The sequence below is a fragment of the Polyangiaceae bacterium genome, assembly GCA_020633235.1.
In the GTDB taxonomy this organism is placed as follows: domain Bacteria; phylum Myxococcota_A; class Polyangia; order Polyangiales; family Polyangiaceae; genus JACKEA01.
Window position 1 is genome coordinate 20,313 of record JACKEA010000005.1, and the last position, 21,678, is coordinate 41,990.

Sequence of the window (21,678 nt, forward strand, 5' to 3'; positions counted from 1 at the left end):
CCCGAGGAGCATACCGCAATCATGGTCCCGTGAAGGTCAAGATACCGATCGGATCCTGGCCAAACACGGCGGCGACCTCTGCTTTGTTGGCGGCGTCGGCGGCGGGCAGGAGCGCGAGCTCCTTGGTGAGCTTGTCGGAGTCGATCTCGAGATTCGTGAAATGCTCGGTGCAGGTGTAGAGCGTGCCCGAACGCGAGCAGCTGGCGTTGCCGTCCTTCGAGCTCAGCTCGAAGGACGCGCTGGCAGCACTCCAGGTGCCCTGAAACGCCACCCGCTGTTCCGCACCCACCAGGAGCGCCGGCAGTTTGTAGGCCAGCGTCGCGACGCCGGCCGTCTCGCAGAACGTGATGTCCGTGATGGAATAGCTGGCGTAAGGCGCGAGCTCGGCGGGTACCGGAACGGAGTACATTCCCGAAGGGATGTCGACGTGAGCGAGCTCGTTGAGCACATCCGGTGGGCAAGCCGCGAGGGTCGGCTTCGAAACCGGGCTCGCCGCGTCGTCGGCCGCGCCATCGTGCTGCCCGCTGCCCCCGCTTCCCGTCGAGGCAGTGGAGTCCGCGGAGCTGCTGCACCCGAGGCCCAGCGTTGCGCACACCAGAATGCTCACAAGAATCGGATTTGCCTTCATCGAGAATCCTGGGTTTGGCATTGGCGGAGGCAGCCGGCGGCCACCTCCGCCACCGCTCACTCAATTCCCCGAGCCGCCTTTGCCTTTGCCAGAAGCCTTGCATACGTAGTCGACGCCTTCCAGCTGGCACTCCTCCCCCGCTGCGCAGTCGGCGTTCGTCTTGCACTGCGCGCTCCCGCTGCTGCCGCCCGCCGAGTCATCCCCGCCGGTGCCACCGGTACCGCCGGCGCTGGCACCACCCGAGGAATCGTCGCCACCCGTTCCGCCGGCGCTGGCACCACCCGAGGAATCGTCGCCACCCGTTCCGCCGCCGGACGAGTCGTCGCCACCAGTGCCTCCGGCGCTGGCGCCACCTGAGGAGTCATCACCGGCGCTTCCTCCGCTCGAGTCGTCCCCCCCCGCACCGCCGGTGGAATCGTCACCACCGCTGCCACCTGCGCCCGAGGCGCTGCTCTTGCACACCTTCGCGCCGTGCTCGGGCTCACATTCGTAACCGATGCCGCAGTCGTCCTTGGTGCTGCACGTCACGCCTTCCATGCTCTTGCCACTGGGCTCGGGGCCGGCGGAGCCGCATCCGATCAAGAGCGCGCCAAGGGTGAGTGCCGAGAAAAGGATCTTGCTGTTCATGAATCATCGACCTCCTGACAACCTGTGATGCAGAAGATGCGACCAAGAATCCGTCTGGGGGCTGACCCCCGCTGTCCGGGTTGACGGGAATCGACGCGAATGACAGAAGAGGAGGCGGGTGGCTGCCGCTAACACCTTGGAGTCCTTGCTCTTTTCGGGCGACTACGACGCCGTTCTGGAGCTCACCGCCGCGTCGCAGGCCGCCGCCGACATGCCCGCGATGGTGGGTGCTTTGGCCCTGAGCGGCCGCTTGGACGAGGCCGAGAGCGCCTTCGCCCGCCTTGCCGGCGAGGCCGAGCCGGAAGCCTTGGCCCAGGCGCGATTCTTCGTGGTTGCCGGTCTTTGTCACGCAGGCCGGGTCCCGCGCGCTCTGCGGCTCGCTCGCGAGGTACACCGCGAGGTCCGAGCGCCCAGCTCGCGGCGCACGTTCTGGGCGTGCCAGGGTTTCGCGCTCATCCGCTACTTCCAGGGGAGGTTTCATCTGGCGCGCCGGTTCGCCCGCCGGGCGTTGAACGCAGCGATCGAGTGCGCGTTTCCCTACGCTCGCTTCCTCGCCCTCGATCTGTGTGGACATATCTCGGTTCAGACGGGCGAGGTGTTCGCCGGACTGCGGCTGATGGAGCAGGCCGAGGCATTGGCCCGTGCGCTGGGCTACGAGGCCAACGCGGCGACCCTGAAGGTCATGCGGACCGTGTACGAGCTTCGCTTTCTGGTTCGGCCCGTGGATGAAGCCATCGCCCTTGCGTCCCGAACGTTGGACGCGGAAGGCGTCAGCTACTTCGGCCGCCGCAACGGATTGATCGAGCTGGGAAACATGCAGACGTTGCGCGGTCACTTCGCGGCGGCTCGGGAGACTCTGGACGCTGCCCGGCGCATCGCCCTGCCGGGGAACGACCGCCGAGGGAAGATCCGCTGGGCTCTCGCCATGGCGCTGCATACCGCGCTTGCACGCGGTGGTGGTGACTTGGACGCGGCTCGGGCGGAGGCTAGCGAGGAGCTGATGCTGCTGGCGGAGCTGGCGTTCATCGAAGCCGTCTTCTTCCCGGATTCCGCGCGCCAGCATCGCGACGACATCATCCGATTGGCACTTCATACGGGCATCCAACGCGCGAAGATAGCCGCGACGTTCGTCACGGACGCTGCGACCTCGAATGCGCTGAGCGTGGAAGACGGATTGAGCCGCACGCTGTTGCAGTGCAGGGAGCAGGGGGATCCCGCTCTTCGCATCGAGTGCATCGTCGACGCGGGGCTATTGGGTCTGCTGCCGTGGGCGCTGGGCCGCCCGCCGAAACAGCGCGTCGTGGTCGCCGCCACGCGGTTGGTCAGTGAGACGAGCGACGGCATCAACGTGGCGGAGCTCCCGAGTCGACCGTCCGTGCGTGTGCTCTTTGCGCTGCAGAACGGCTACCAGTCGCGAGAGCGGCTGCTGGAGTCCATTTGGGGCATCAGTCGCTTCGTGCCGCAGCGCCATGTGCCGGTGCTTCATACCGCCGTATCGCGATTGCGCGTCGCGCTGGGTCCTGGGGAATGGGTGCTGACCCATGACGATGGCTACTCTTTGGCACCAGATGTCGAGGTCGTGGATCTTGCCGGGCTGCAGGGCCCGACACCCGCCACGGTTCCCCCACCTCCCAGCGACAGCGATCGGGTAGTGGAGCTCTTGCGCGCGCAGGGCAGTTGCAGCTCGAGCGATGTCGCGAGCGCCTTGGGCATCAGCGCCTCCGCCGCCTTGCGCTTGCTGCGGCGGCTCACGGAGCTTGGCGATGTCGCCCGCGAAGGCGGCGGACGGTCCACCCGTTACAGCTTGGCAAGACCCTGAAACGAATACCCGGGTGTGTGCCACGGCGGTGGCTGGCACACGTGCATTCGCGGGGGATTGCCGCTGGTCCGCGAGTTGCACGGGGGCGCGCCATGAAGCGTGGATGGATGGCGATTTCCGTGCTGCTCCTGGGCTGCGGCTCGAAGAGCGGATTGCTGTCGCCGGATGGCGTGGCGTCGGTGGGCAGCGGCGGCGGAACGAGTAGCGGCGGTGCGGGCGGCAGTGGCGGCGCGGGCGGCAGTGCCGGCAGTCCCAGCGGGGGGACCGGCGGCACGCTGGAGCAGCAGTGCGTGCTATCGCCGATGGGGGAGGCGTCGGAGCTGCTCTCGTTCCCGGAGGGCGACGCGGACACCCCGATGATGGTGGTGCTCGACGCCGGGTCGAGCTCGAAGAACGCGAAGGTCGCCTACGGTGCCATCAGCGAGGACGCCAACTTCTGGCACCCGGAGCTCCGCATTGCCGAGCTGTCCCTGTCGCCGTCGGCTGCGACCCTGTCCAAGCCTCCCGTGCTGTACGGCTTCGACGCACACGCCTGGGGCCGCATGGCGCCGGCCGTGGGGAACGCGCCCGGGGTAGCCCTCGCGTTCCTGCATTCGGACGAAGCCAATCCGAACGTGACGCCCGGGTTTCACTTCCGGAGCTTCGACCCTTCGAGCTGGTCGCCCGGACCCGAGGTGAACGTCGACGGCGACGGCACGGTTGCTTACGATCTGGTCCCGGGTGCGTCCGATTATGCCGTCTGCTACCGCGGCATCCTGCCGGGCAGCGCCGCGGAGCCGCGGGTCGCGATCCTGGCCAAAGACGGGAAGCTCAAGGCGGGGCCGCTGGCGGCGTCGTTCTCCACGGCATATCCCGGCAGCTCCTGCGATCTGGCGTGGACGGGGCAGAGCTACCTGGTGGCGACGTCCATTGCGGAGTGTGATCCCCTAGAGGACCCGTGTGCACCGTTTCGCGTGCAGGTCCAGCGGCTCGGTGCCCAGGGGCAGCTGACCCAGACCGCGGAGGTGTTGCCTCTCGTCGCGGGGGAGCTGCCGCGGCGGTCGGTGATCGCGTCCAACGGCACGGCCACGTGGATGGCGTGGTCGGAAGCCGCAGCGGATCCGAGCGACGCGCCGCGTACGGTTCGCATGGTGCGGCTCGATGCGACCGGAGCGCAGCTCGGCGAGCCCATCGTGTTGGCCACCGACGCGCATCCGTCCCATGCGGTGTCCATCGACGTCGGGGCGTATGGTGTGGTGGTGTGGTGGGGCGAACCCGGAGATCCGGGATTGCCGGAGAGCGCGCCCGGAAGCGCGCGCATGGTCGTGCATCACTTCAGCGGGGCGGGGGAGCCGCTGCAGGAGCCCTTGCTGCTGCCCGCCACCGCCTTCGCCTACGGTTTGCCGCCCAGCTTCGCCGCGTTGGATCCCGCCCTCGGAGCGCTGCTGTCCTGGGGAGGCCGCGCTACCGCTGGCAGCGACGTGACGTGGCTAGCCCGGCTGGCCTGCATTGACGAGCCGTGACTTGACAAGTGTAGACTCGGCAAGTTGAGACTTGACAAAAGCTGTTGGCGGGCTAGCTTCGCTGCGTGTTTGTCGGCAGACACCGTGAGCTGGCCGTGCTGAACGACGCTTGGTCAGCGCCGGGCGGAGCGCTGATCCCCGTCTATGGGCGCCGCCGGGTGGGCAAGAGCGAGCTGGTCCTGGAGCATCTCAAGGGCAAGCCGGGCATCTACTATCTGGGCAAGAAGGCGCCGGCCGCGCTGCAGCTCGCGGAGCTGGCGCGGGAAGCGGCCCGCACCCTCGGCCAGCCCCTCCTCGAGCACGTCACGGGCTCCTGGAAGGAGCTGCTCGTGGCCATCGAGGACCAGCACCGCGGGCCGGACAAGCTCGTGGTGGTGCTGGACGAGCTGCAGTGGATCGTCGAGAGCAGCCCGGAGCTGCCGTCGGTGTTGCAAGAGCTGTGGGACCGGCGCTGGAAGGGCTCGGGCAAGGTGATGTTGATCTTGTGCGGGTCGCTCATCGGCTTCATGGAGCGCGAGGTGCTGGGCAAGAAGAGCCCGCTGTTCGGCCGGCGCACCGCGCAGATCCTGCTTCGACCTTTCGACTACGTGGAGGCCGCGCACTTCCACCCGCGCTGGTCTCGCGTGGACCAAGCGCGGGCGCGCTTCGTGTGTGGGGGAGTGCCCTTCTACCTGCGGCTTTTCGACGCCAACGCGTCCCTGGAGAAGAACATCGAGCGGCAGCTGCTCGACGAGTACGCGCCGCTGTATCGCGAGCCGGAGTTCTTGCTGCGGGAAGAACTGCGGGACGTTCATAATTACCACGCCGTACTGCGCGCCATCGCTGCGGGCACCAACAGCGCGCGGGACATCGCGCGCCAGAGCGGCATCGAAGAGCGCAGCTTGCACTACTACCTGGGGCAGCTGGCGGAGCTCGGCTACGTGGCGCGCCGCTACCCGCTCACGGGAGCGAAGCCCACTGCCCGCAGCGTGCGCTTCGTGCTGGAAGATCCGCTGCTCCGCTTCTGGTTTCGCTTCGTGTTTCCGAACGGCAGCTACATCCAGCAGATGGGTCCGGCGCGGGCCTTTCGCGATCGCATCAAGCCGGACCTCGACGCCTACTTTGGTACCTGTTTCGAACGGCTCTGCCGCGAAGCGTTGCCTCGGCTCTACGCGCGGGAGGGCGTGAACGCGGCGTTCGAGATCGGTGAGTACTGGAGCCGAGAGGTACAGATCGACGTGGTGGGCCTGAGGGACGATGGCTGGACGGATCTCGGCGAGTGCAAATGGGGAAGCGTGCGCTCGCACACGGCGCTCGAAGCGGAGCTCGAAGCGCGCGTGGAGAAGTACCCGAACCGTCGCAACGCTACCATCGGCCGGCGCTTCTTCGTGCGCGAGCTACCCAAGGGAAAGCGCGCCGACAACGGCTGGCACGATCTCGAGAACCTGTACCGAACGTAGGTTGCTCCACTCCGAGCCTTCGCTTACCGTTTCCGCTCTGACTCGGAGGGAAGAGATGAAGCGACGTGACGCTCACCTGCGCCTGAGCCCTGCGCGATGATGGCGTGGGGACCGGCGCTGGTGACCTTCGTCACGGGCGCCCTGGCGTACATGGCTGCCGTCGTGGGCATGGACGGCGTCGCTGCTCGCCTTCACAGCGCGGCCGTGATCCTCGCCTTCGCGTCGTCCGTGCTGCTGTGGCTCGGACGGCGCTACTGGGCAATGCTGCTCGCGGCGCCTGCCGCCAAGCTCGCCGCGTTCTTCTGGTTCGCCCCGCGCGGGCTCGCGTCTCTGGCCATGAGCTACGCCGACGTGCGTTCCGACGCGCCCTTCCGCGAGTGGCTCGACTATTTCTGGTGGCTACCCGCGGTCCTGTTCGTCATCGCGCTGACGGAGGGATGGGTGGGGGGCCCGACGCCGCTTCGGCAAACGCGGGCGTGGCGGTACCGCTGGGTGCTGGGCCCGCTGGTGGGCGTCGCGCTGCTCTTCGGCGTCGGCTACCACCTGTTCGCGGCGGACTACTACCTGTGGAAGCTCGAAGGCGGACGCCCGAGCGCGGCGTACTCGCTGATGCGTCTCGGTCCGCGGGTATTGCCCCGGCTCTATCGCGAGATCGAAGACAAGCCCGGCTTCCGGCCGGAGCTCGCCGGAGTGATCACCGAGGCGCGCCGCAGGGTGGTTGCCAAGAAGATCCACAGCGATCTGTACGAAGACGTGGAGGCGGCTCGAGTCGGCGCCGATGAGGTCATGGCACGTACGTTGGCCCACGCCCTGGCCAGCGAGACGGACGTCGCCCGGGGCAGGGAGACGGTGCGGGCGCTCGGCTATCTCGACTTCGACACCAAGCTCGCCGTGTTCTGCCGAGGCTTCGACGCCGCGAAGCCCGAAATCCAGGTCGCCATGATCGATCTGGCGACCGAGTTGGGCCGCCGCGCCAAGAAGGACACGCCCGAAGCGCTCGCGTGCGCCGTGCCGCGGGTGCGCAGTACGGTGATTCGGGAGCTCCCGCGCTGGACCCGGGCACCGGTGTGGGGGATGGACGCCATCGATCTCTTGGCCAGGACGACGCCCCTTCCCGGCGGCGACCGCGACAAGCTCGCGCACGCCGCCAAGGACGTGCGCGACGGCTATCTCCTGGTGCAGCTCATCGACCGCCTCGGCCTCTTGGGCAAGGCTCCTACTGCCGCGTTGGCGGAGGTCTTTCGCAGCAATCCATATCCCGACGCCCGCGCCAGCCTGCTGCACTGGGCCAAGGGTCACCAAAAGCACGTCGACTACCCGGCCTTCGCCTGCAAGGCGTTCCCGTTGGCGTCGGCATCCGAGCGCCAGACGCTGCTCTACGAGCTGCCCAAGAACGCCTGCGTCACCGGCGCCGTGATGAACGCGCTGGAAGAGACGCTGCTCGGGTCCAAGACCGGCGTGCCGCTGTGGACCTTCCAGGCCCACAACTACCTGATCAAGGCCGAGGACGATCGCGTTGCGCCCTGGGCCAAGGCCTTGGCCGAGCGCATCGCTGCGGAGCGCACGTTCTACCTGCGCGATCTGTACTGATTCAGCAATCGAAGCCGAAGAACGCGCGAACGTCGGCGATGTCGGGGGCCGGGCTGTCTCCCGTGAAGACGCGCACTTCCCTGGCGTGGTTTCTCGCATGCAGCGCGGAGCTGCCGAGCTTGCTCCACGCCTTTGCTCCGAAGCGCCGCTCCACGTCGTCCGGGTCGTAGACCAAGAAGTTCGGCGTCTCGCTGGGCTTCTTGGGGTAGGCGAGATCGACGACGGGATGTGGATCGCGATCCCAAGCGGCCATCGGGATGGCGCCGCGTCCCGCCGTGCGCGCCTCGGCCACGGCCACGGTCTCGTCCCCAACGGCCTCGGAGACGAAGGCCGGGAAGGCGACGAACACGCTGCGCCCCAGGATTGGATTCGCGATGTTCACGTCCCGTGAAATGCTGACGTTGGCGACCTCGGGCGAGAGCACGACGAGGTGCGTGAAGCGCCCGATGGGATCCGCGAGCGGGAGCTTCCGGAGCGGCGTCGCCTCGTCGTCGAAGATCTCGCTGCGCCGCGTCGAGAGCTCGCTGAGGATCCGATCCGCGTAGGCCTGCCGCACCGCAGGGTCCATCGCACTGTTGAAGAGCCCCGCGCGGAATCGGACTCCACGCTTGCGGTCGTCCCGCGTCACGAGCCACTCGGCGACGGAGATGTTCGAGAACGAGTACACCTGAGGGCGACCGGCGACCGGCTGGAAGTCGGAGCGGCGCTTCCCCGCGTAGTCGAGGTCGGTATGGAAGGTGTCGACGACGTCGGCGTCGCGGTCGTAGCGGTGCCGCACGACGGGCGCGCCTTCCACGTAGCCCTTCTTCACCAGGCCGCGGAGCTTTTGCAGGGCGTGCGCATGGGCGCTGGGGGCGTCGTCGCGCGTCGCGCGGTTCGCTTGCCCCTTGCCGCTCGCCAGCGTCCAGCTTTCGTAGACGCGGCAGCCGTCGACCTCGAGGGAGTAGTTGCGGCCATCCGGGTGCCGGAGCTGCCGCGTGGTTCCCGGGTCGGCGAAATGCGGGACTTCCGGGCTCTTCTTCGCTGATCTTCGAGTGGCCACGCCGGGAGACTACTCCGATTGTCGGTCCGGCGCGGAACCTCGCGCCGCGTCGTCCGTGGCCGGCGCGGAACCTCGTGTCGCGTCGTCCGAGGGCGGCGCGGAACCTCGCGCCGCGTCGTCCGAGGCCGGCGCGGAACCTCGTGTCGCGTCGTCCGAGGCCGGCGCGGGCGCCGGCTCGTTTCGGCTTTGCGGCGCGGGCGCGTCGCTCGACATTTCCAAGCCGTGGAGCCGCGCGTCCACGTCGCCGATCAGGCGCTCGAAGGCTTCTTCCGTGAGCACCCCTTGGCGACGGCTACGGAGCAGCTCGTCCTTCTCCACCAGCAAGAGTCGTCGCTTCGCCGCTTCCAGCTCTTCTTCGTGGAGCTGCCCGTGGTTCAGCCGCAGGTCGTGCAGGTTCGCGTCCGCCTGCGCGACGCGATCCTCGTACTCCTTGCGCAGCGGATCCAGCACGTCCTCCGGAGCGAAGTGCTCGCGACTGAGCTGCTCGATGGCGGCGAGGGCGGCGTTGGCGGCGAGCAAGGCGCCCTTGCGGGTCTCGTACTCGTGGCGATCGTGTCGCTTTTCGACCAGCCCGAGACGCGTGAGGAGCGGCGACATGGTCACGCCCTGGACCAGGATGCTGATCAGAACCACGCCGAAGGTCATGTTCACCAGCAGCTCGCGATGCTCGAAGTCCTGCGGCAGGCTGAGCACGAGCACCATGCTCAGCGCGCCGCGCAGGCCGCCCCAGGTGAGCACGGCGGCCCAGCGCGGGGGCACCCGCTCGCGGGTGCGGCTGAGGGCCGCCCCAACGATGCCCATGACGACGGCCCGGGCCACCATCACCGCCAGCCAGGCGACGATGATGGCCTTCCACGACGCGAGCAGCGAGTCGATGTGGACCTCGAGGCCGACGAGCAGGAACACGATCGAGTTCAGCGCGAAGGCGACGTACTCCCAGAAGCTCTCCACGGCGATGCGCGTGGTCGGGCTCATGCCGGTGCGCGCGGCGTAGTTGCCGCACAGCATGCCGGCCACCACCGTCGCGATCACGCCGGAGACGTGCAGCTCTTCCGCCACCAGGAACGAGCCGTAGGCGGCGATGGACGTGAGCGTGATCTCGATCATCGGGTCGTCCACGCGCTGGATGATCTTCGAGATGCCGTAGCCCGAGAGCGCTCCCACGAAGAGCCCGAGGCCGGCTACGCGGGCGAACTCGAGCAGGGCGCTCGAGACGGTGAGGCTCGTGCCGGTGGCCACGGACAGGACCATGGCGAACACCACCACGGCGGTGCCGTCGTTCAAGAGGCTCTCGCCCTCCACCAGCACGCTGAGGCGCCGGGGAGCGCCCATGGTCTTGAACAAGCCCACCACGGCGATGGGATCGGTGGCGGCGATGAGGGACGCGAAGATGGCGGCGTCCATCAGCTCGAAGTCTTGGACGAAATGCAGCGCGTTCGCCACCGGCGTCAGGATCACGGCGGTGAGGCCAATGGCGGCGAGGAGCCCCGGGATCGCCAGCGCGTGGATGGCGACTTTGTTGCGCCAGAAGTCGTCGAACTCGAGGTGGTACGCGGCTTCGAACAAGAGCCCTGGTAGGAAGATCGCGTACAGCAGCGACTTGGTGAGGTGCGGCGCGCCGATGGTCTTGTAGTGGCCGAGGAGCAAGCCGGCGGCGACCAGGGCCACCGTGTAGGGCATGCGCAGCCGTCGTGCCATGAGCGCGACGGCCGCGGCGACACCGAACAGAGCGACAAAGACGACTTCAGTATGCATGACGAGTGAAAGGTCGGCCGCAGCTTACGTGACGACGTACCTGGAGCGTGAATCCCCGCCCTCGGCGCTTGGAACATTGCGGGCGACCTCCGAGATTTCAAGGAAAAGAAGGCGGGCCGGGAGGTTCCGCGGCGAACCAACATCCTGCGGGGACAGTCGCGGAAGGGGGCAAATCGAGCTATACGCTCGGGCTCCGAGCCATGACCGATCGACCTGTGTTTTCGCCCGTTGCCCCCGAGCTCGACTTTCCCCGTTACGAGCGCGGCATCCTCGAGCTGTGGAAAGAGCGCCGCATCTTCGAGAAGTCCATCGAACAGCACGGAGCCGAGGCGAAGAACTACGTGTTCTACGAAGGGCCGCCTACCGCCAATGGTGTGCCCCACAACGGTCACGTGCTGACGCGGGTGATGAAGGACTTGTTCCCGCGCTACCACTCGATGACGGGCTCCAAGGTGCTGCGCAAGGGCGGCTGGGACACCCACGGCTTGCCGGTGGAGGTGGAGGTCGAGAAGGAGCTGCGCATCCACGGCAAGGCGGCCATCGAAGAGTACGGCGTGGAGCCCTTCGTGGCGCGCTGTATCGAGAGCGTGTTCCGCTACACCACGGAGTGGGAGCGCCTGACGGAGCGCATCGGCTTCTGGGTGAGCCTGGAAGACGCGTACGTCACCTACCATCGGAGCTACGTGGAGAGTGTGTGGTGGGCGCTCTCGAATCTGTTCGACAAGGGGCTCCTGTATCAAGGCCACAAGGTGGTGTGGTGGTGGGCCCAGGGCGGCACGGCGCTCTCGAGCGCCGAGGTGGGTCTCGGCTACAAGACCGTGGACGACCCCAGCGTGTACGTTGCGTTCCCACTGGTGGGGCAGTCGGAGCGGGCGCTGGTGGTGTGGACGACCACGCCCTGGACGCTGCCCTCGAACGGCTACGCGGCGGTGCGCCCGAGCACCGAATACCAGGTGGTGCGGGTGGGGGAGGCGCTCGAGACCAAGGGCAAGAAGGCCCCCAAGAAGCTCGAGTTTTCCGCCAAGGAGCTGATCGTCGCCAGCGCCCTGCGGGAGGATTTGTCCCACAAGCTCGGCCATGCCCTGGAGGTGGTCGAGACGCTCACCGGCGAGGAGTTGGTGGGCGTGCGCTACGTGCCGCCCTTCGACACCTACTACGACCGCCTGGGGGACGCGCGCGTCGCGCTGAAGAAGGGCGGGGACGACGCCATGTACTGGCGCGTGGTCGCGGAAGACTTCGTCACGTTGGATACCGGCACGGGCATCGTGCACATCGCGCCCGCCTTCGGCGAGGACGACAACAAGGCCCACAAGAAGCAGCTCACGCGCTACGCGGATCCGGACTCCGTGGAGCTCATCTGCGCGGTGAAGCCGGACGGCACCTTCCGCGCGGAAGCGGGCAAGTACGCCGGCCGCTGGGTGAAGGACTGCGACAAGGAGATCCTGGCGGAGCTCGGCGGTCGTCACCTGCTCGTGTTCGAGGAGCTCTATCGCCACGAGTATCCGTACTGCTGGCGCGCGGAAGAGGACCCGCTGATCCAAATGGCGCGCCCGGCGTGGTTCATCCGCACCACCGAACGGCTCGAGGGCGCCCTGGCCAATAACCAGTCCGTGGGCTGGCTGCCGGAGCACATCAAAGAGGGCCGTTTCGGCGATTTCCTGCGCAACAACGTGGATTGGGCGCTCTCCCGCGAGCGCTTCTGGGGCACGCCGCTGAACGTGTGGGTGTGCGAGAAAGACGAGGAGCACAAGCACGCGCCGGCCAGCGTGGCGGAGATCGAAAAGCTCAATCCCGAAGCTTTCGCCTACTTCCACCAGGCGAAGCAGAAGGACCCGAGTCTTTCGGAGCATCTCATCGTCCACAAGCCGTGGATCGATCACGTCACGTTCCCGTGCCCCAGCTGCGGCGCCACCATGAAGCGGGTGCCGGAGGTGATCGACTGCTGGTTCGACTCCGGCTGCATGCCCTTTGCGCAGTGGGGCTTTCCCCACGCGGAGGGCTCGAAGGAGAGCTTCGACAAGTCCTTCCCAGCGGACTTCATCAGCGAGGCCATCGACCAGACGCGTGGCTGGTTCTACTCGCTGCTCATGATCTCCACGCTGGTGTTCGACCCGGAGACTCAGAAGAAGCTCGGGCTCTCCGCGGAGCGGGCGTATCCGCACCCCTACAAGAACTGCATCGTGCTCGGTCACGTGTGCGACAAGGAGGGCAAGAAGGAGAGCAAGAGCCGCGGGAACTACACGCCGCCGGAGATCATCCTGGATCGCGTGCGCATGGAGTTCGGCGTGCTGAGTGAAGCCCACGGCGACGCCGGCAAGCCCGGGGAAGCGCAGATCGCCCGCGAGGATCTCGAGGGCATGGATCTGGCCGACGGCGCTCAGGTGGTGCTGTATCGGGCCGAGGCGCCGGAAGAGAAGCGTGAGCTCACGCTGCGGGCGAAGAAGAAGCTACCCCGCCGGGTGGTGCTGCTGGCGGAGGAAGACCGCGCGGCGCTCGGGCTCTCTCCCATCAAGACGGGCCTGTCCACCATGCCAGTGGAGGTGCCTCGGGCCGCCGCGGGCACTCGCGTGGTGATCGAGGACGAGAAGACGCCGGCTCCAGGGGCCGACGCGTTCCGCTGGTTCTTCTACGCGGCGAGCCCGCCCTGGTCGAACACGCGCCACAGCTTGTCCAACGTGCGGCTCCTGCAGAAGGACTTCCAGGTCAAGCTCCGCAACGTGTACTCGTTCTTCACCATCTACGCGAACATCGACGGCTGGGCACCGGCTCGGCTGTCGGAGGCGCGCAGCGCGAAGGAGCGCAGCGAGCTCGATCGCTGGATGCTGTCGGAGCTGTCGCTCGCGGTGCAGAGCGTGCGGAAGAGCTTGGACGTGTACATGGTGTACGACGCCGCCCAGCGCTTGGTGGAGCTCGTGGAGGGGCTCTCCAACTGGTACGTGCGCCGGAGCCGCGCGCGCTTTTGGGCGCCGGGCCTCCCAGCAGACAAGCTGGACGCCTACGCCACGCTGTACGAAGCCCTGACGACCATCGCGAAGCTCGCCGCGCCGTTCATCCCCTTCTTCAGCGAAGAGATGTACCAGAATCTGGTGGTGGGTCCGAAGCTCGCGAGCGCCAAGGAGAGCGTCCACCTCGAGAGCTACCCGGAGGCGGACGCCGCGGTGATCGACGAGGCGTTGAGCCGCGAGATGGCGGCGGTGCGCGAGGTGGTGAGCCTGGGGCTCTCGGTGCGGACGGCCAACAAGCTGAAGGTGCGACAGCCTCTTTCCCGTGCCGACGTGGTGTTCAACGACGGCGCCACGCGGGACCGCCTGGCGCGTCACGAAGGGCTGATCGCCGAAGAGCTGAACGTGCACGCGGTGCACTTCATGTTTCCGGGCCACGAGGACGGCGCCGTGAGCTTCAAGCTGAAGCCGAACTTCCGCGCCCTGGGGCCGCGCCTCGGCAAGCAGGTGCAGGCCGTGAAGAAGGCGCTGGAAGGCGCAAACGGCGAGGCGCTCCACGCGGAGCTGAGCAAGACCGGCAAGATCACCCTCAGCGTGGAGGGCGAGGCCCTCGAGTTCTCGCCGGAAGAGATCGACGTGGCGGTGGAGGCCGCGGACGGCTTCGCGGCGCAGACCGGCGGTGTCGGTGTCGTCGTGCTGCACACCACGCTCACCGACGTGCTGGTGGACGAAGGCATCCTGCGCGAGATCGTCAGCCGCGTGCAGGCGACCCGGAAGGAGCAGCAGCTCGAGTTCACCGATCGCATCCAGCTCGCCGTGGGCGGGAGCGAGCGGGTGCGCCGCATCGCCGAGGCGAACAGCGAGCACATTGCCCGGGAGTGCTTGGCTACGGCCGTGACGGTGGGCGACGACGCCAAGGGTACGGAGTACACCCTGGGCGAAGAGAGCGTCGTGCTCGGGGTAGAAAAAGCGTAGCGGGCACGAAACCGGCCCGCGCCGGGGCCGAGGGGCGGCAATGCTCGTCCCTCGCGTACTGCTGTTATGTTCGGTTCTGGTCCTTTGGAACCTGGGTTGCGGTGGCGCCGAAGCGCCGCACCCCGAAACGGACGAGGTGGAGGCCGTTGCCTTCGAGACCACCACCATCTTGTCGCAGGCAACCCTCGATGCCCTGGTCTCGGACCACGCGGGCCGGCTCACGTTCTCGGGAACGCCGCCCCAGTTGGCGAACATCGACGTCGACACCGTGCTCGTCGGAGGGCAAGCCGCTGCGGCGCCCCGCGGGCTGTGTCGCATGGTGACGAACGTCGAAGCCAGCAGCGAAGCCCTGGTGCTGGACACGGAGGACGTGCCGCTGCAGGTGGCCTTTCGGAAGCTCCACCTGCGAACGAAGCGACGCCAGGTGTCCCGGCTGAGGGCGAACACACCGCACAGCCAGCCGCTGGCCAGCGCAGGCGACCAAGATACGGACTACCTGGACGTGTTTGCGTTCAACGGAGATGGCAATCCCGACACGGAGGACGACCAGGTCCGGGTGAACGGCACGCTCAGCGGCTCGCTCTTCTACGAGTTCAACGTCGACACGGACTGGGGCGAGGTCATGAACTTGCCGAAGGCCGTGTACGACTGCTTGCACGAGCTGTTTGGCGGAGGGGATTGCTCAGTCCAGTCGCTGTTGCCGCCGGTGCAGGCCGGTATGAAGCTGGACGCGGGAGCGGAGGCGGACCTGTCGCTGAAGGGTTCGGCGTTCCTGAGCTACGCCACCGAGCACGAAGTGCTGTCCGAGGATTTGATGCCGTTCATGGTGGGTCCGGTGCTGGTGGTTCCGGAGCTCGAGGTCCGTGCTGAGATTGACGGTAGTGCATCGAGCGCGTTCGAGTTTCACGGCAGATCCGCTGCCAGTGTGCAATCCGCCGTGGCGTACTCCACGGCAGAAGGCGCCACCTTCACGCCACCGCAGGGCAGCTTCGACTTCGCTGCGCCGAAGGTGAACGCCAAGCTCGGCGCCGACGCCCGAATCGCCATCGGCCCTCGGCTCACGGCCCGCGCGTTCGGCTTGATGGGGCCGTATGCCGGCCTCCGCGTGTTCAGCGAGCTGAAGGCCGATCAGACGTCGGCAACATGTTGGACGGTGCACGGTGGAGTCTCCGGAGAAGTCGGCTTCGACGCCAGCGTGCATTTCCCCAAGCTGGGCGAGGTGAACATCGCGAGCGCGGGCAAGGAGTTCACCGTCGTGGACGAGATCGTCGCGTCGGGAGAATGTGAGCCGCTGGGCGCTGAGCAGACCATGACGCCGACGGCGGGAGTGCCGTCGGAGGATGCCTTTGCGCATCCGAGCGTTGCACCTTGGGTTCGAAGCTACTCGGACATGTCCGCGTCTCACCCGGCGGAAGCTACCGGCGCTGGGCCGTCCTGGATCGAGAGCACGGGGACGATCGACGGTCGCTTCATGGTGGCCGGTTCGGCGAGCGAGGTGCTCAGCAAGTTGGATCCCGATGGCGCGCCGGTTTGGGCGCGCAGCTTTCGCTCGGCGGATCCGTTCCCGGACGGTGCGGAGCACCCCCTGCTGCCCAGCAGAGTCGTGCCGCGAGGCGACGCTGGAATGTTCGTAGTGGCGTACCCGTGGTCGCTCTTGAGCGTCTCAGCAGATGGAACGTTGCAGTGGGCGAAGCGCTTCGAGGCGCCCTTCCAGAGTCAGTGGCTGCGCTTCACCGCCGCCGTGGCTCGGGCGGACGGTGGCGTGCTGCTGGTGGGCAACCGGGCTCCGAACGAGCTCTCCAAGTTGGATGGCGACGTGTGGCTCGTGGCGGTAAGCGCGTCGGGTGAGGTGCTGTGGTCGAAGCGTTGGGGGAAGTCAGGCCAGGGCGAGGTGGCGTGGACCGCCTTTGCATCGGGCGAAGACACCATCGTCGCCGGCTCGACGCACCTTGCTAACGGTGACTTCATCCCGTTCGCCCTGCGAGTCACGCCGGACGGCACCTTGAAGTGGGCGACGGAGTTGACGATCTCCGATGCCAGCGGACCGCAACGGGCATTCTTTACCGCCGGAGCTACGACCGCCAAGGGCGACATGGTCCTGGGGGGAGCCGTGGAGACCGCCCCGCGACGCGGGCTCGTGGTGAAGCTGACGCCAGAGGGGAAGCTCGCGTGGCTCACCGCAGAAGGCGTGCAGAGCTTCGTCGTGGGGCCGGCCATCACGTCGATCGTGGCGCTGCCCTCCACGGGATACCTCGTTGCCGGAGACTACACCGGCGCACAGGGGCGTCAGGACGTCATGCTGGCGAGCCTCGACGGCAACGGTCACACCAGCTGGATGCGTCGCTACGGTGGCACCGGCGTCGCCGCGGGCGGCGCCTACGACTCCGATACCCACCCGTCCCTCACGCTGACGCGGGACGGAGGAGTGCTGCTCACGGCGTACACGGACTCACTGGCAGAGCGCGGCGTCTTGGCGGCCAAGCTTCGCGCGCAGGACGGCGTCGTGGCGTTCGAGCCATCATCTGGCGGCGAGGTCGCGGATCTGACGGCCGCCCCGGCGAGCTTCGACGCCAGTCAGCAGCCTCGATCCACGCAGGCCCCGACGCTGCCCGCGGAGCTCCGAGACATGGACGTGACTGCGACGGCGGTTGGCGTGAGCAGTGCCGTAGTCTCCGAGTGACGGGGATCGCGCCGGACCGACATCCAGATGCACAAAACGCGAAAGGCGCCGTCCCCGAGGGGAGCGACGCCTTTCGACGGGGCGGATGCGCCTCAGTTCATGGGCGGGGTGGGGGACTCGAGGGCGCCGCTGCCCAGGCGATCCCCGAGGATGGTGGCCTTCTTCTGGATCCAGCGCATGCGGTCGTAGCCGTCCAGGTTCTTGTGCAGCACCACCTGGAAGCAGGCGGCGTTGCCCTGCTCGGCGATGATCACGCTCCACGCCAGGAAGAAGTTCCAGATGCGGTACCAGCGCTCGCCGTAGGCCGCGACCACCGCGTCCTTGTTGCTGAGCCAGTTGTCGTGCCACTTCTTGATGGTCATGCCGTAGTGGGCGCTGATGTTCTCGGTGCTGTGCATCTCGAAGCCGGCCTTCTCCATGCTCTTGAGCATGGGGGCGGGGCACAGGCTCGCGTCGGCGCCGGGGAAGATGTACTTGTTCATGAACAAGCCCCAGATCAGATCCTCCGGGCGCAGGCCGCGGCGCAGGCCGGTCCACTGCAGGAGGAACAGGCCGTCGTCCGTGAGCAGGTCGCGGACCTGCTCGTAGAAGCCGTCCAGGTTCTTCACGCCCACGTGCTCGACCATCTCGAGGCTGGAGATCTTGTCGAAGCTCTGGGACGGGATGTCGCGGTAGTCCTTGCACAGGATGCGGGCGCGATCGCTCAGGTTCCAGTCGGCGATGCGCTTGTTGCCGAACTCGGTCTGGCGCTCCGCGATGGTCACGCCGGTGGCGTCCGCACCGAAGTACTTGGCGGCGTGGCGGGTCAAAGTGCCCCAGCCGCAGCCGATGTCGAGCAGGCGCTCGCCGGGCTGGAGCTGCAGCTTCTGGCACACCAGGTTCATCTTGTTGTCTTGAGCCTCTTCCAGGCTCTGCCCCGGGTTCTCGAAGAAACCGGAGGTGTAGACCATGCGCTCGCCGAGGAACCAGCCGAAGAAGTCGTTGCCGCGATCGTAGTGCTCGCGAACGATGCGCTCGTCCTGGGCCTTGGAGTGGATCGCCACCTCGGGCACGAAGTTGGTGACCGCCCACTTCAAATGCATCGGCGTGAGCGAGTATTTGACGAACAGATTGCGATTCCGCAAAAACGCGAAGATGTCCCCCGGGATGTCGATGTCACCATCGAAGTACGCCTCGTACAGGGTGGCCATCGGGATTCGCTTGTGGGCGTAGCGCTGGGCGAGCTTCTTGTCGTTGAAAACGACGTGGTCAGTGAGTCGGGACATTCGGGCTTCTCTCGTTTCGTCTGTCGGGCCAGGGGGCCGGCCCGTATTCGGGGCGCACCCGAGCACGATCGGACAGCCGACTCAACGAAATGCCGCTGCGAAACGCAGTTTGCACTGGAAAATCCCAACAGGTTCGGGGCTTTCTCGTAGGATGGCGGCCGTGGCTCGTTGGCTCTCGAGTCTCGCTCTGGCGGGGCTTTTGCTGCTTTTCGCTACGCCGGCGGGAGCCGACGTGGCGGGCGGCAACGCGCACCTGGTCGACTACAGCTACTCCGTCGAGAACCTCGCCGAGCATCCGGAGCTCACGCTGGTGGCATGGCCGCGATCGTGCGGCCCCGACGGACATCCCCTGGGCGACATGGATCTGGATCTGAACCCTCAGCTGGAGGGCCGGATACACGACATGGACTACGAGATAGTCCGCCCCGAGGGCAGCTACGAGGTCGGCAAGTTCTGTGGTGGGCGCGCCAGCCTGTACGGCCTGGACGCTCGCGCCTTTCCGGTGAAGGAGCACGTGAGCGAGGAAGACGACTGGACCTTGTCCCTGAAGAAGGGCGACAAGTTCTGGGCGTCGGACAAGCTCGACTCCATGTCCTGGATCGAGCGCATCCCGTTCTTCGAGAAGAACGAGAAAGTGCGCCGCTCCAAGTATCGCTTCAAAGCCATCGGTTGGGTGACGGATCCTTCCCCGCTGCGCAAGGCGCACGACGTGCTGCGCATCACGAAGGTGACGCCCACGGAGATCGAAGTGGTGCCGGTGAAGATCACCTACGGCTTCGACGACCAACCGGACGAGACGGTGATGTACTCCGGCACCACGCGGCCCGAGCCCAGCCAGCCCAACGTGATGTTGCCTCCCGAGCCCTCGGCGGCGCCGGCCGCTTCGAGCGACGCCGTGCGCCCCGGACCGCCGCCCGAGAGGGGCATGCCACAGCCGGAAAAGCGCGGTTTGACGGTGTTGATCATCGCGGGGGCGCTGGCCGTTCTGTACTTCGCGCTTCGCTTGCGGCGCCGTCCCGAGTGAGGGGTTTATGATGTCGGTATGGCGCGGTCACGACTCGCTTCGATCACGGCACTGATTCTGAGCTCGCTCCCGTTGAGCGCCCGCGCGGCGGACGTCCCGGCGGATCCCTCCACGTACCAGGGGCTCGTCGCGACGCTGTCGCCCGGCGACACCCTGAAGCTCGCGGCGGGCGACTACAGCGAAGGACTGAACCTGTTCGACCTCTCCGGCGATGCGCAGAACCCGATCGTGATCTCCGGTCCTGCCAGCGGCGCGCCGGCGGTGTTCTTGGGCAAGAGCGGCAAGAACACCATCGACATCCGCGACGCGAGCTACCTCGTGATCGAAAACCTCACGCTGGACGGTCAGGACATCGCGGGCATCGACGCCATCAAGGCCGGCGGACCCGCGTCGAGCTTCGCTCATCACATCACGATTCAGAACTGCACGATTACCGGGCACGACGGCGGCGGCACCAGCCAGCAGACGGTGGGCATCAGCACCAAGATCGTGGCCTGGGACTGGATCGTGCGCGGCAACGTGATCGACGGCGCCGGCACGGGGGCCTACTTCGGCAACTCCGACGGCACCCGCGCGTTCATCGGCGGGCTGATCGAGGGCAACCTGTTTCGCGACACGCTGGGCTACAACATGCAGATCAAGCACCAGCTCGATCGCGGTCAAGCGGACGTGCCCAGCGTGCCGACGGATCCGCGGGTGACCGTCATTCGCCACAACGTGTTCTTGAAGAGCAATAACCCGAGCCCCGACGGAGCGCGGCCGAACGTGTTGGTGGACGGCCCGCCGGACAGCGGCCCGGGCAGCCAAGACCAGGTCGAAATCTACGGGAACCTGTTCGTCCACAACGACGACGACGCGCTGTTTCAGGGCAACGGCCGGCTGCACATTCACGACAACGTGTTCGTCGATTCGCTGAATCCGGCAGTGCGGCTCACCAACCACTCGGGCAAGAGCGTGATCGACGCCTTCGTGTACGACAACACGATCTACGACACCGCCACGGGCATCGCGTTTTCGTCCGCGCCGAGCGGCCAGAGTCTGGTCGCGGGCAACGCGATCTTTTCGCCGACCCCGCTGAGCGGCACGATGCCGAACCAGGCCGACAACGTCACGGATTCCGTGGCAAACGCGGGCAACTACGTGGTGATGCCGAGCAAGCTGCTCGGCACCATGGACTTCTACCCGAAGAGCGGCAGCGCGCTGTCCGGCTCGACCGTCGATCTGTCGGCCGTGAGCGGCGACCAGGATTACGACCGCGACTTCAACGGAACGCAGAAGACCTTCGCCTATCGAGGTGCTTACGAAGGCGAGGGGACGAACCCGGGTTGGCCGCTCTCCGACGCCAAGAAGCCGCTGGACGGCAGCAGCAGTGGCGGCAGTGGCGGCGGCGCAGGGACGGGCGGTGGGGCGAGTGGTGGAGCGCCGGCCGGCGGCGGCAGTGGCGGCGGCGCGGCGGGCTCCGGCGCGGCGGGTGGCGCGGCAGGGAACGCGGGCGCCGCGGGCAAGAGCCCGAGCGGCGGCGGAGACGACGGCGGCTGCGGCTGTCGCGCCGTGCCCAGGTCGAACGCGGAGGGACTGTGGGCGGCAGCGCTGGCGCTCTTGTGGGCGCTACGTCAGCGCCGCAAGCGCACGGCGTGACCGAGCTTTTCGCCGAGCACGCGGGCGAGCGTGTCCCATAGCTCGTCCCCGGTTTTCGCGGCGATCCACGCGCTCTTTTCGGGCACCCAGTCGAAGTGCCACGCGTTGCGCTCGGCGGCCATCCAGATTTGTCGGGCCGCACTGTGGGAGTTCACGACGTACTTGCTGTCGTCGGAAAACTCCACGGTGAGGATGTCGCTGGCGAGCTCCGCCTCCACCTCGTCGTCCTCGACCGCGTCGAGAGCGTCGACCAGAGCGCGGAGCTCGACCCCAGCGCGTTGTGCGTATTCTTCTTCGCTGATCACTGCGTCGGCGCGCCCATGGCGGGCACGCAGGCCGGCGGCATGCAGGTGTTGCCGGGCGCGCAGTCGTTGTTCGTCTGGCACGGCCACGCGCACTTGCCGACCGCCGTGTTGCAGCGATGAGTGAGGCACTGCGCGTCCGTCTGGCAGGGGAATGCCATCGGCGCCGGGGTGCTCATCTCGCCGGTGGCCGTCGCGGTGGGCTGGGTGCCGTAACCCGGCTGCGTTCCGTAGCCCGGCTGCGTGCCGTAGCCCGGCTGCGCGCCGTAGTTCGGGTCGGTGTAACCCGGCTGGCCGTACGCGGGCTGGCCGTAGCCACCTTGCTGGGGCGGAGCTTCCTCCTCCTTCTTCTTGCACGCCGTGGCCACGAGGGCGGGCACTACGGCCGAGACGATGAGTGCAAAGAATGCTCTCCGCATGGGTATGCTCCTGGATCCTTGTAAGTGTCGC

Annotated in this window: 15 protein-coding genes; 8 read left to right on the forward strand and 7 right to left on the reverse strand. The window is 67.2% G+C overall.

The features are described from left to right. Positions 1-19: 19 nt before the first annotated feature. Complete coding sequence (locus H6717_25930; protein MCB9580496.1) at positions 20-628, reverse strand: hypothetical protein; 609 nt, start codon at positions 626-628, stop codon at positions 20-22. A 60-nt stretch (positions 629-688) separates the two neighbouring features. Next, positions 689-1,255: a hypothetical protein gene (locus tag H6717_25935; protein ID MCB9580497.1), complete on the reverse strand. Its 567-nt coding sequence runs from the start codon at positions 1,253-1,255 to the stop codon at positions 689-691. A 118-nt stretch (positions 1,256-1,373) separates the two neighbouring features. On the opposite strand from H6717_25935, the gene H6717_25940 reads away from it, so the two are divergent. From H6717_25940 to H6717_25955, 4 genes are all read left to right on the forward strand, one after another. After that, complete coding sequence (locus H6717_25940; GenBank protein ID MCB9580498.1) at positions 1,374-3,074, forward strand: winged helix-turn-helix transcriptional regulator; 1,701 nt, start codon at positions 1,374-1,376, stop codon at positions 3,072-3,074. A gap of 92 nt (positions 3,075-3,166) precedes the next feature. Next, a complete protein-coding gene (locus tag H6717_25945; protein MCB9580499.1) occupies positions 3,167-4,576 on the forward strand; it encodes a hypothetical protein in 1,410 nt (469 codons plus the stop codon). A gap of 65 nt (positions 4,577-4,641) precedes the next feature. Next, positions 4,642-6,015 carry an ATP-binding protein gene (locus H6717_25950; GenBank protein MCB9580500.1) on the forward strand — a complete coding sequence of 458 codons (1,374 nt, stop codon included), beginning with the start codon at positions 4,642-4,644 and terminating at the stop codon, positions 6,013-6,015. Positions 6,016-6,111: 96 nt separating this feature from the next. Further along, positions 6,112-7,605 (forward strand): hypothetical protein, encoded by a 1,494-nt coding sequence (locus tag H6717_25955; protein MCB9580501.1) that lies wholly within the window; start codon positions 6,112-6,114, stop codon positions 7,603-7,605. A gap of 1 nt (position 7,606) precedes the next feature. Here H6717_25955 and H6717_25960 read toward each other — a convergent pair whose 3' ends face one another. Together H6717_25960 and H6717_25965 are read right to left on the reverse strand one after the other, a co-directional pair. Further along, positions 7,607-8,647 (reverse strand): hypothetical protein, encoded by a 1,041-nt coding sequence (locus H6717_25960; GenBank protein MCB9580502.1) that lies wholly within the window; start codon positions 8,645-8,647, stop codon positions 7,607-7,609. Positions 8,648-8,656: 9 nt separating this feature from the next. Next, positions 8,657-10,402: a Na+/H+ antiporter gene (locus H6717_25965; GenBank protein ID MCB9580503.1), complete on the reverse strand. Its 1,746-nt coding sequence runs from the start codon at positions 10,400-10,402 to the stop codon at positions 8,657-8,659. A gap of 200 nt (positions 10,403-10,602) precedes the next feature. Between H6717_25965 and H6717_25970 the strand changes: the two genes are divergently transcribed. Together H6717_25970 and H6717_25975 are read left to right on the forward strand one after the other, a co-directional pair. Beyond that, positions 10,603-14,319, forward strand: a complete 3,717-nt coding sequence (locus tag H6717_25970) for an isoleucine--tRNA ligase (GenBank protein MCB9580504.1) — start codon at positions 10,603-10,605, stop codon at positions 14,317-14,319. 40 nt (positions 14,320-14,359) lie between these two features. Further along, a complete protein-coding gene (locus tag H6717_25975; GenBank protein ID MCB9580505.1) occupies positions 14,360-16,999 on the forward strand; it encodes a PQQ-like beta-propeller repeat protein in 2,640 nt (879 codons plus the stop codon). A gap of 92 nt (positions 17,000-17,091) precedes the next feature. Here H6717_25975 and H6717_25980 read toward each other — a convergent pair whose 3' ends face one another. Then, on the reverse strand, positions 17,092-18,264 hold the full coding sequence (locus tag H6717_25980; protein ID MCB9580506.1) for a class I SAM-dependent methyltransferase: 1,173 nt from the start codon (positions 18,262-18,264) through the stop codon (positions 17,092-17,094). A gap of 160 nt (positions 18,265-18,424) precedes the next feature. Between H6717_25980 and H6717_25985 the strand changes: the two genes are divergently transcribed. Both H6717_25985 and H6717_25990 read left to right on the forward strand, forming a co-directional pair. Next, entirely contained in the window at positions 18,425-19,288 is an 864-nt protein-coding gene (locus tag H6717_25985) for a hypothetical protein (GenBank protein MCB9580507.1), read from the forward strand. Between the two features lie 18 nt (positions 19,289-19,306). After that, entirely contained in the window at positions 19,307-20,926 is a 1,620-nt protein-coding gene (locus tag H6717_25990; GenBank protein MCB9580508.1) for a hypothetical protein, read from the forward strand. Here the strand turns inward: H6717_25990 and cyaY are convergent. Next, positions 20,902-21,231, reverse strand: a complete 330-nt coding sequence (gene cyaY / locus H6717_25995) for an iron donor protein CyaY (GenBank protein ID MCB9580509.1) — start codon at positions 21,229-21,231, stop codon at positions 20,902-20,904. The two genes, H6717_25990 and cyaY, sit on opposite strands and share 25 nt — an antisense overlap. Beyond that, positions 21,228-21,647 (reverse strand): hypothetical protein, encoded by a 420-nt coding sequence (locus tag H6717_26000; protein ID MCB9580510.1) that lies wholly within the window; start codon positions 21,645-21,647, stop codon positions 21,228-21,230. The genes cyaY and H6717_26000 overlap by 4 nt, the downstream gene beginning before the upstream one ends. Between the last annotated feature and the right edge of the window lie 31 nt (positions 21,648-21,678).

Bases quoted from the DNA above. Each gene is read 5' to 3' on its own strand.
- H6717_25930 (MCB9580496.1), bottom strand. From the start codon at position 628: ATGAAGGCAAATCCGATTCTTGTGAGCATTCTGGTGTGCGCAACGCTG.
- H6717_25935 (MCB9580497.1), bottom strand. From the start codon at position 1,255: ATGAACAGCAAGATCCTTTTCTCGGCACTCACCCTTGGCGCGCTCTTG.
- H6717_25945 (MCB9580499.1), top strand. From the start codon at position 3,167: ATGAAGCGTGGATGGATGGCGATTTCCGTGCTGCTCCTGGGCTGCGGC.
- H6717_25955 (MCB9580501.1), top strand. From the start codon at position 6,112: ATGATGGCGTGGGGACCGGCGCTGGTGACCTTCGTCACGGGCGCCCTG.
- H6717_25965 (MCB9580503.1), bottom strand. From the start codon at position 10,402: ATGCATACTGAAGTCGTCTTTGTCGCTCTGTTCGGTGTCGCCGCGGCC.
- H6717_25970 (MCB9580504.1), top strand. From the start codon at position 10,603: ATGACCGATCGACCTGTGTTTTCGCCCGTTGCCCCCGAGCTCGACTTT.
- H6717_25975 (MCB9580505.1), top strand. From the start codon at position 14,360: ATGCTCGTCCCTCGCGTACTGCTGTTATGTTCGGTTCTGGTCCTTTGG.
- H6717_25980 (MCB9580506.1), bottom strand. From the start codon at position 18,264: ATGTCCCGACTCACTGACCACGTCGTTTTCAACGACAAGAAGCTCGCC.
- H6717_25990 (MCB9580508.1), top strand. From the start codon at position 19,307: ATGGCGCGGTCACGACTCGCTTCGATCACGGCACTGATTCTGAGCTCG.
- H6717_26000 (MCB9580510.1), bottom strand. From the start codon at position 21,647: ATGCGGAGAGCATTCTTTGCACTCATCGTCTCGGCCGTAGTGCCCGCC.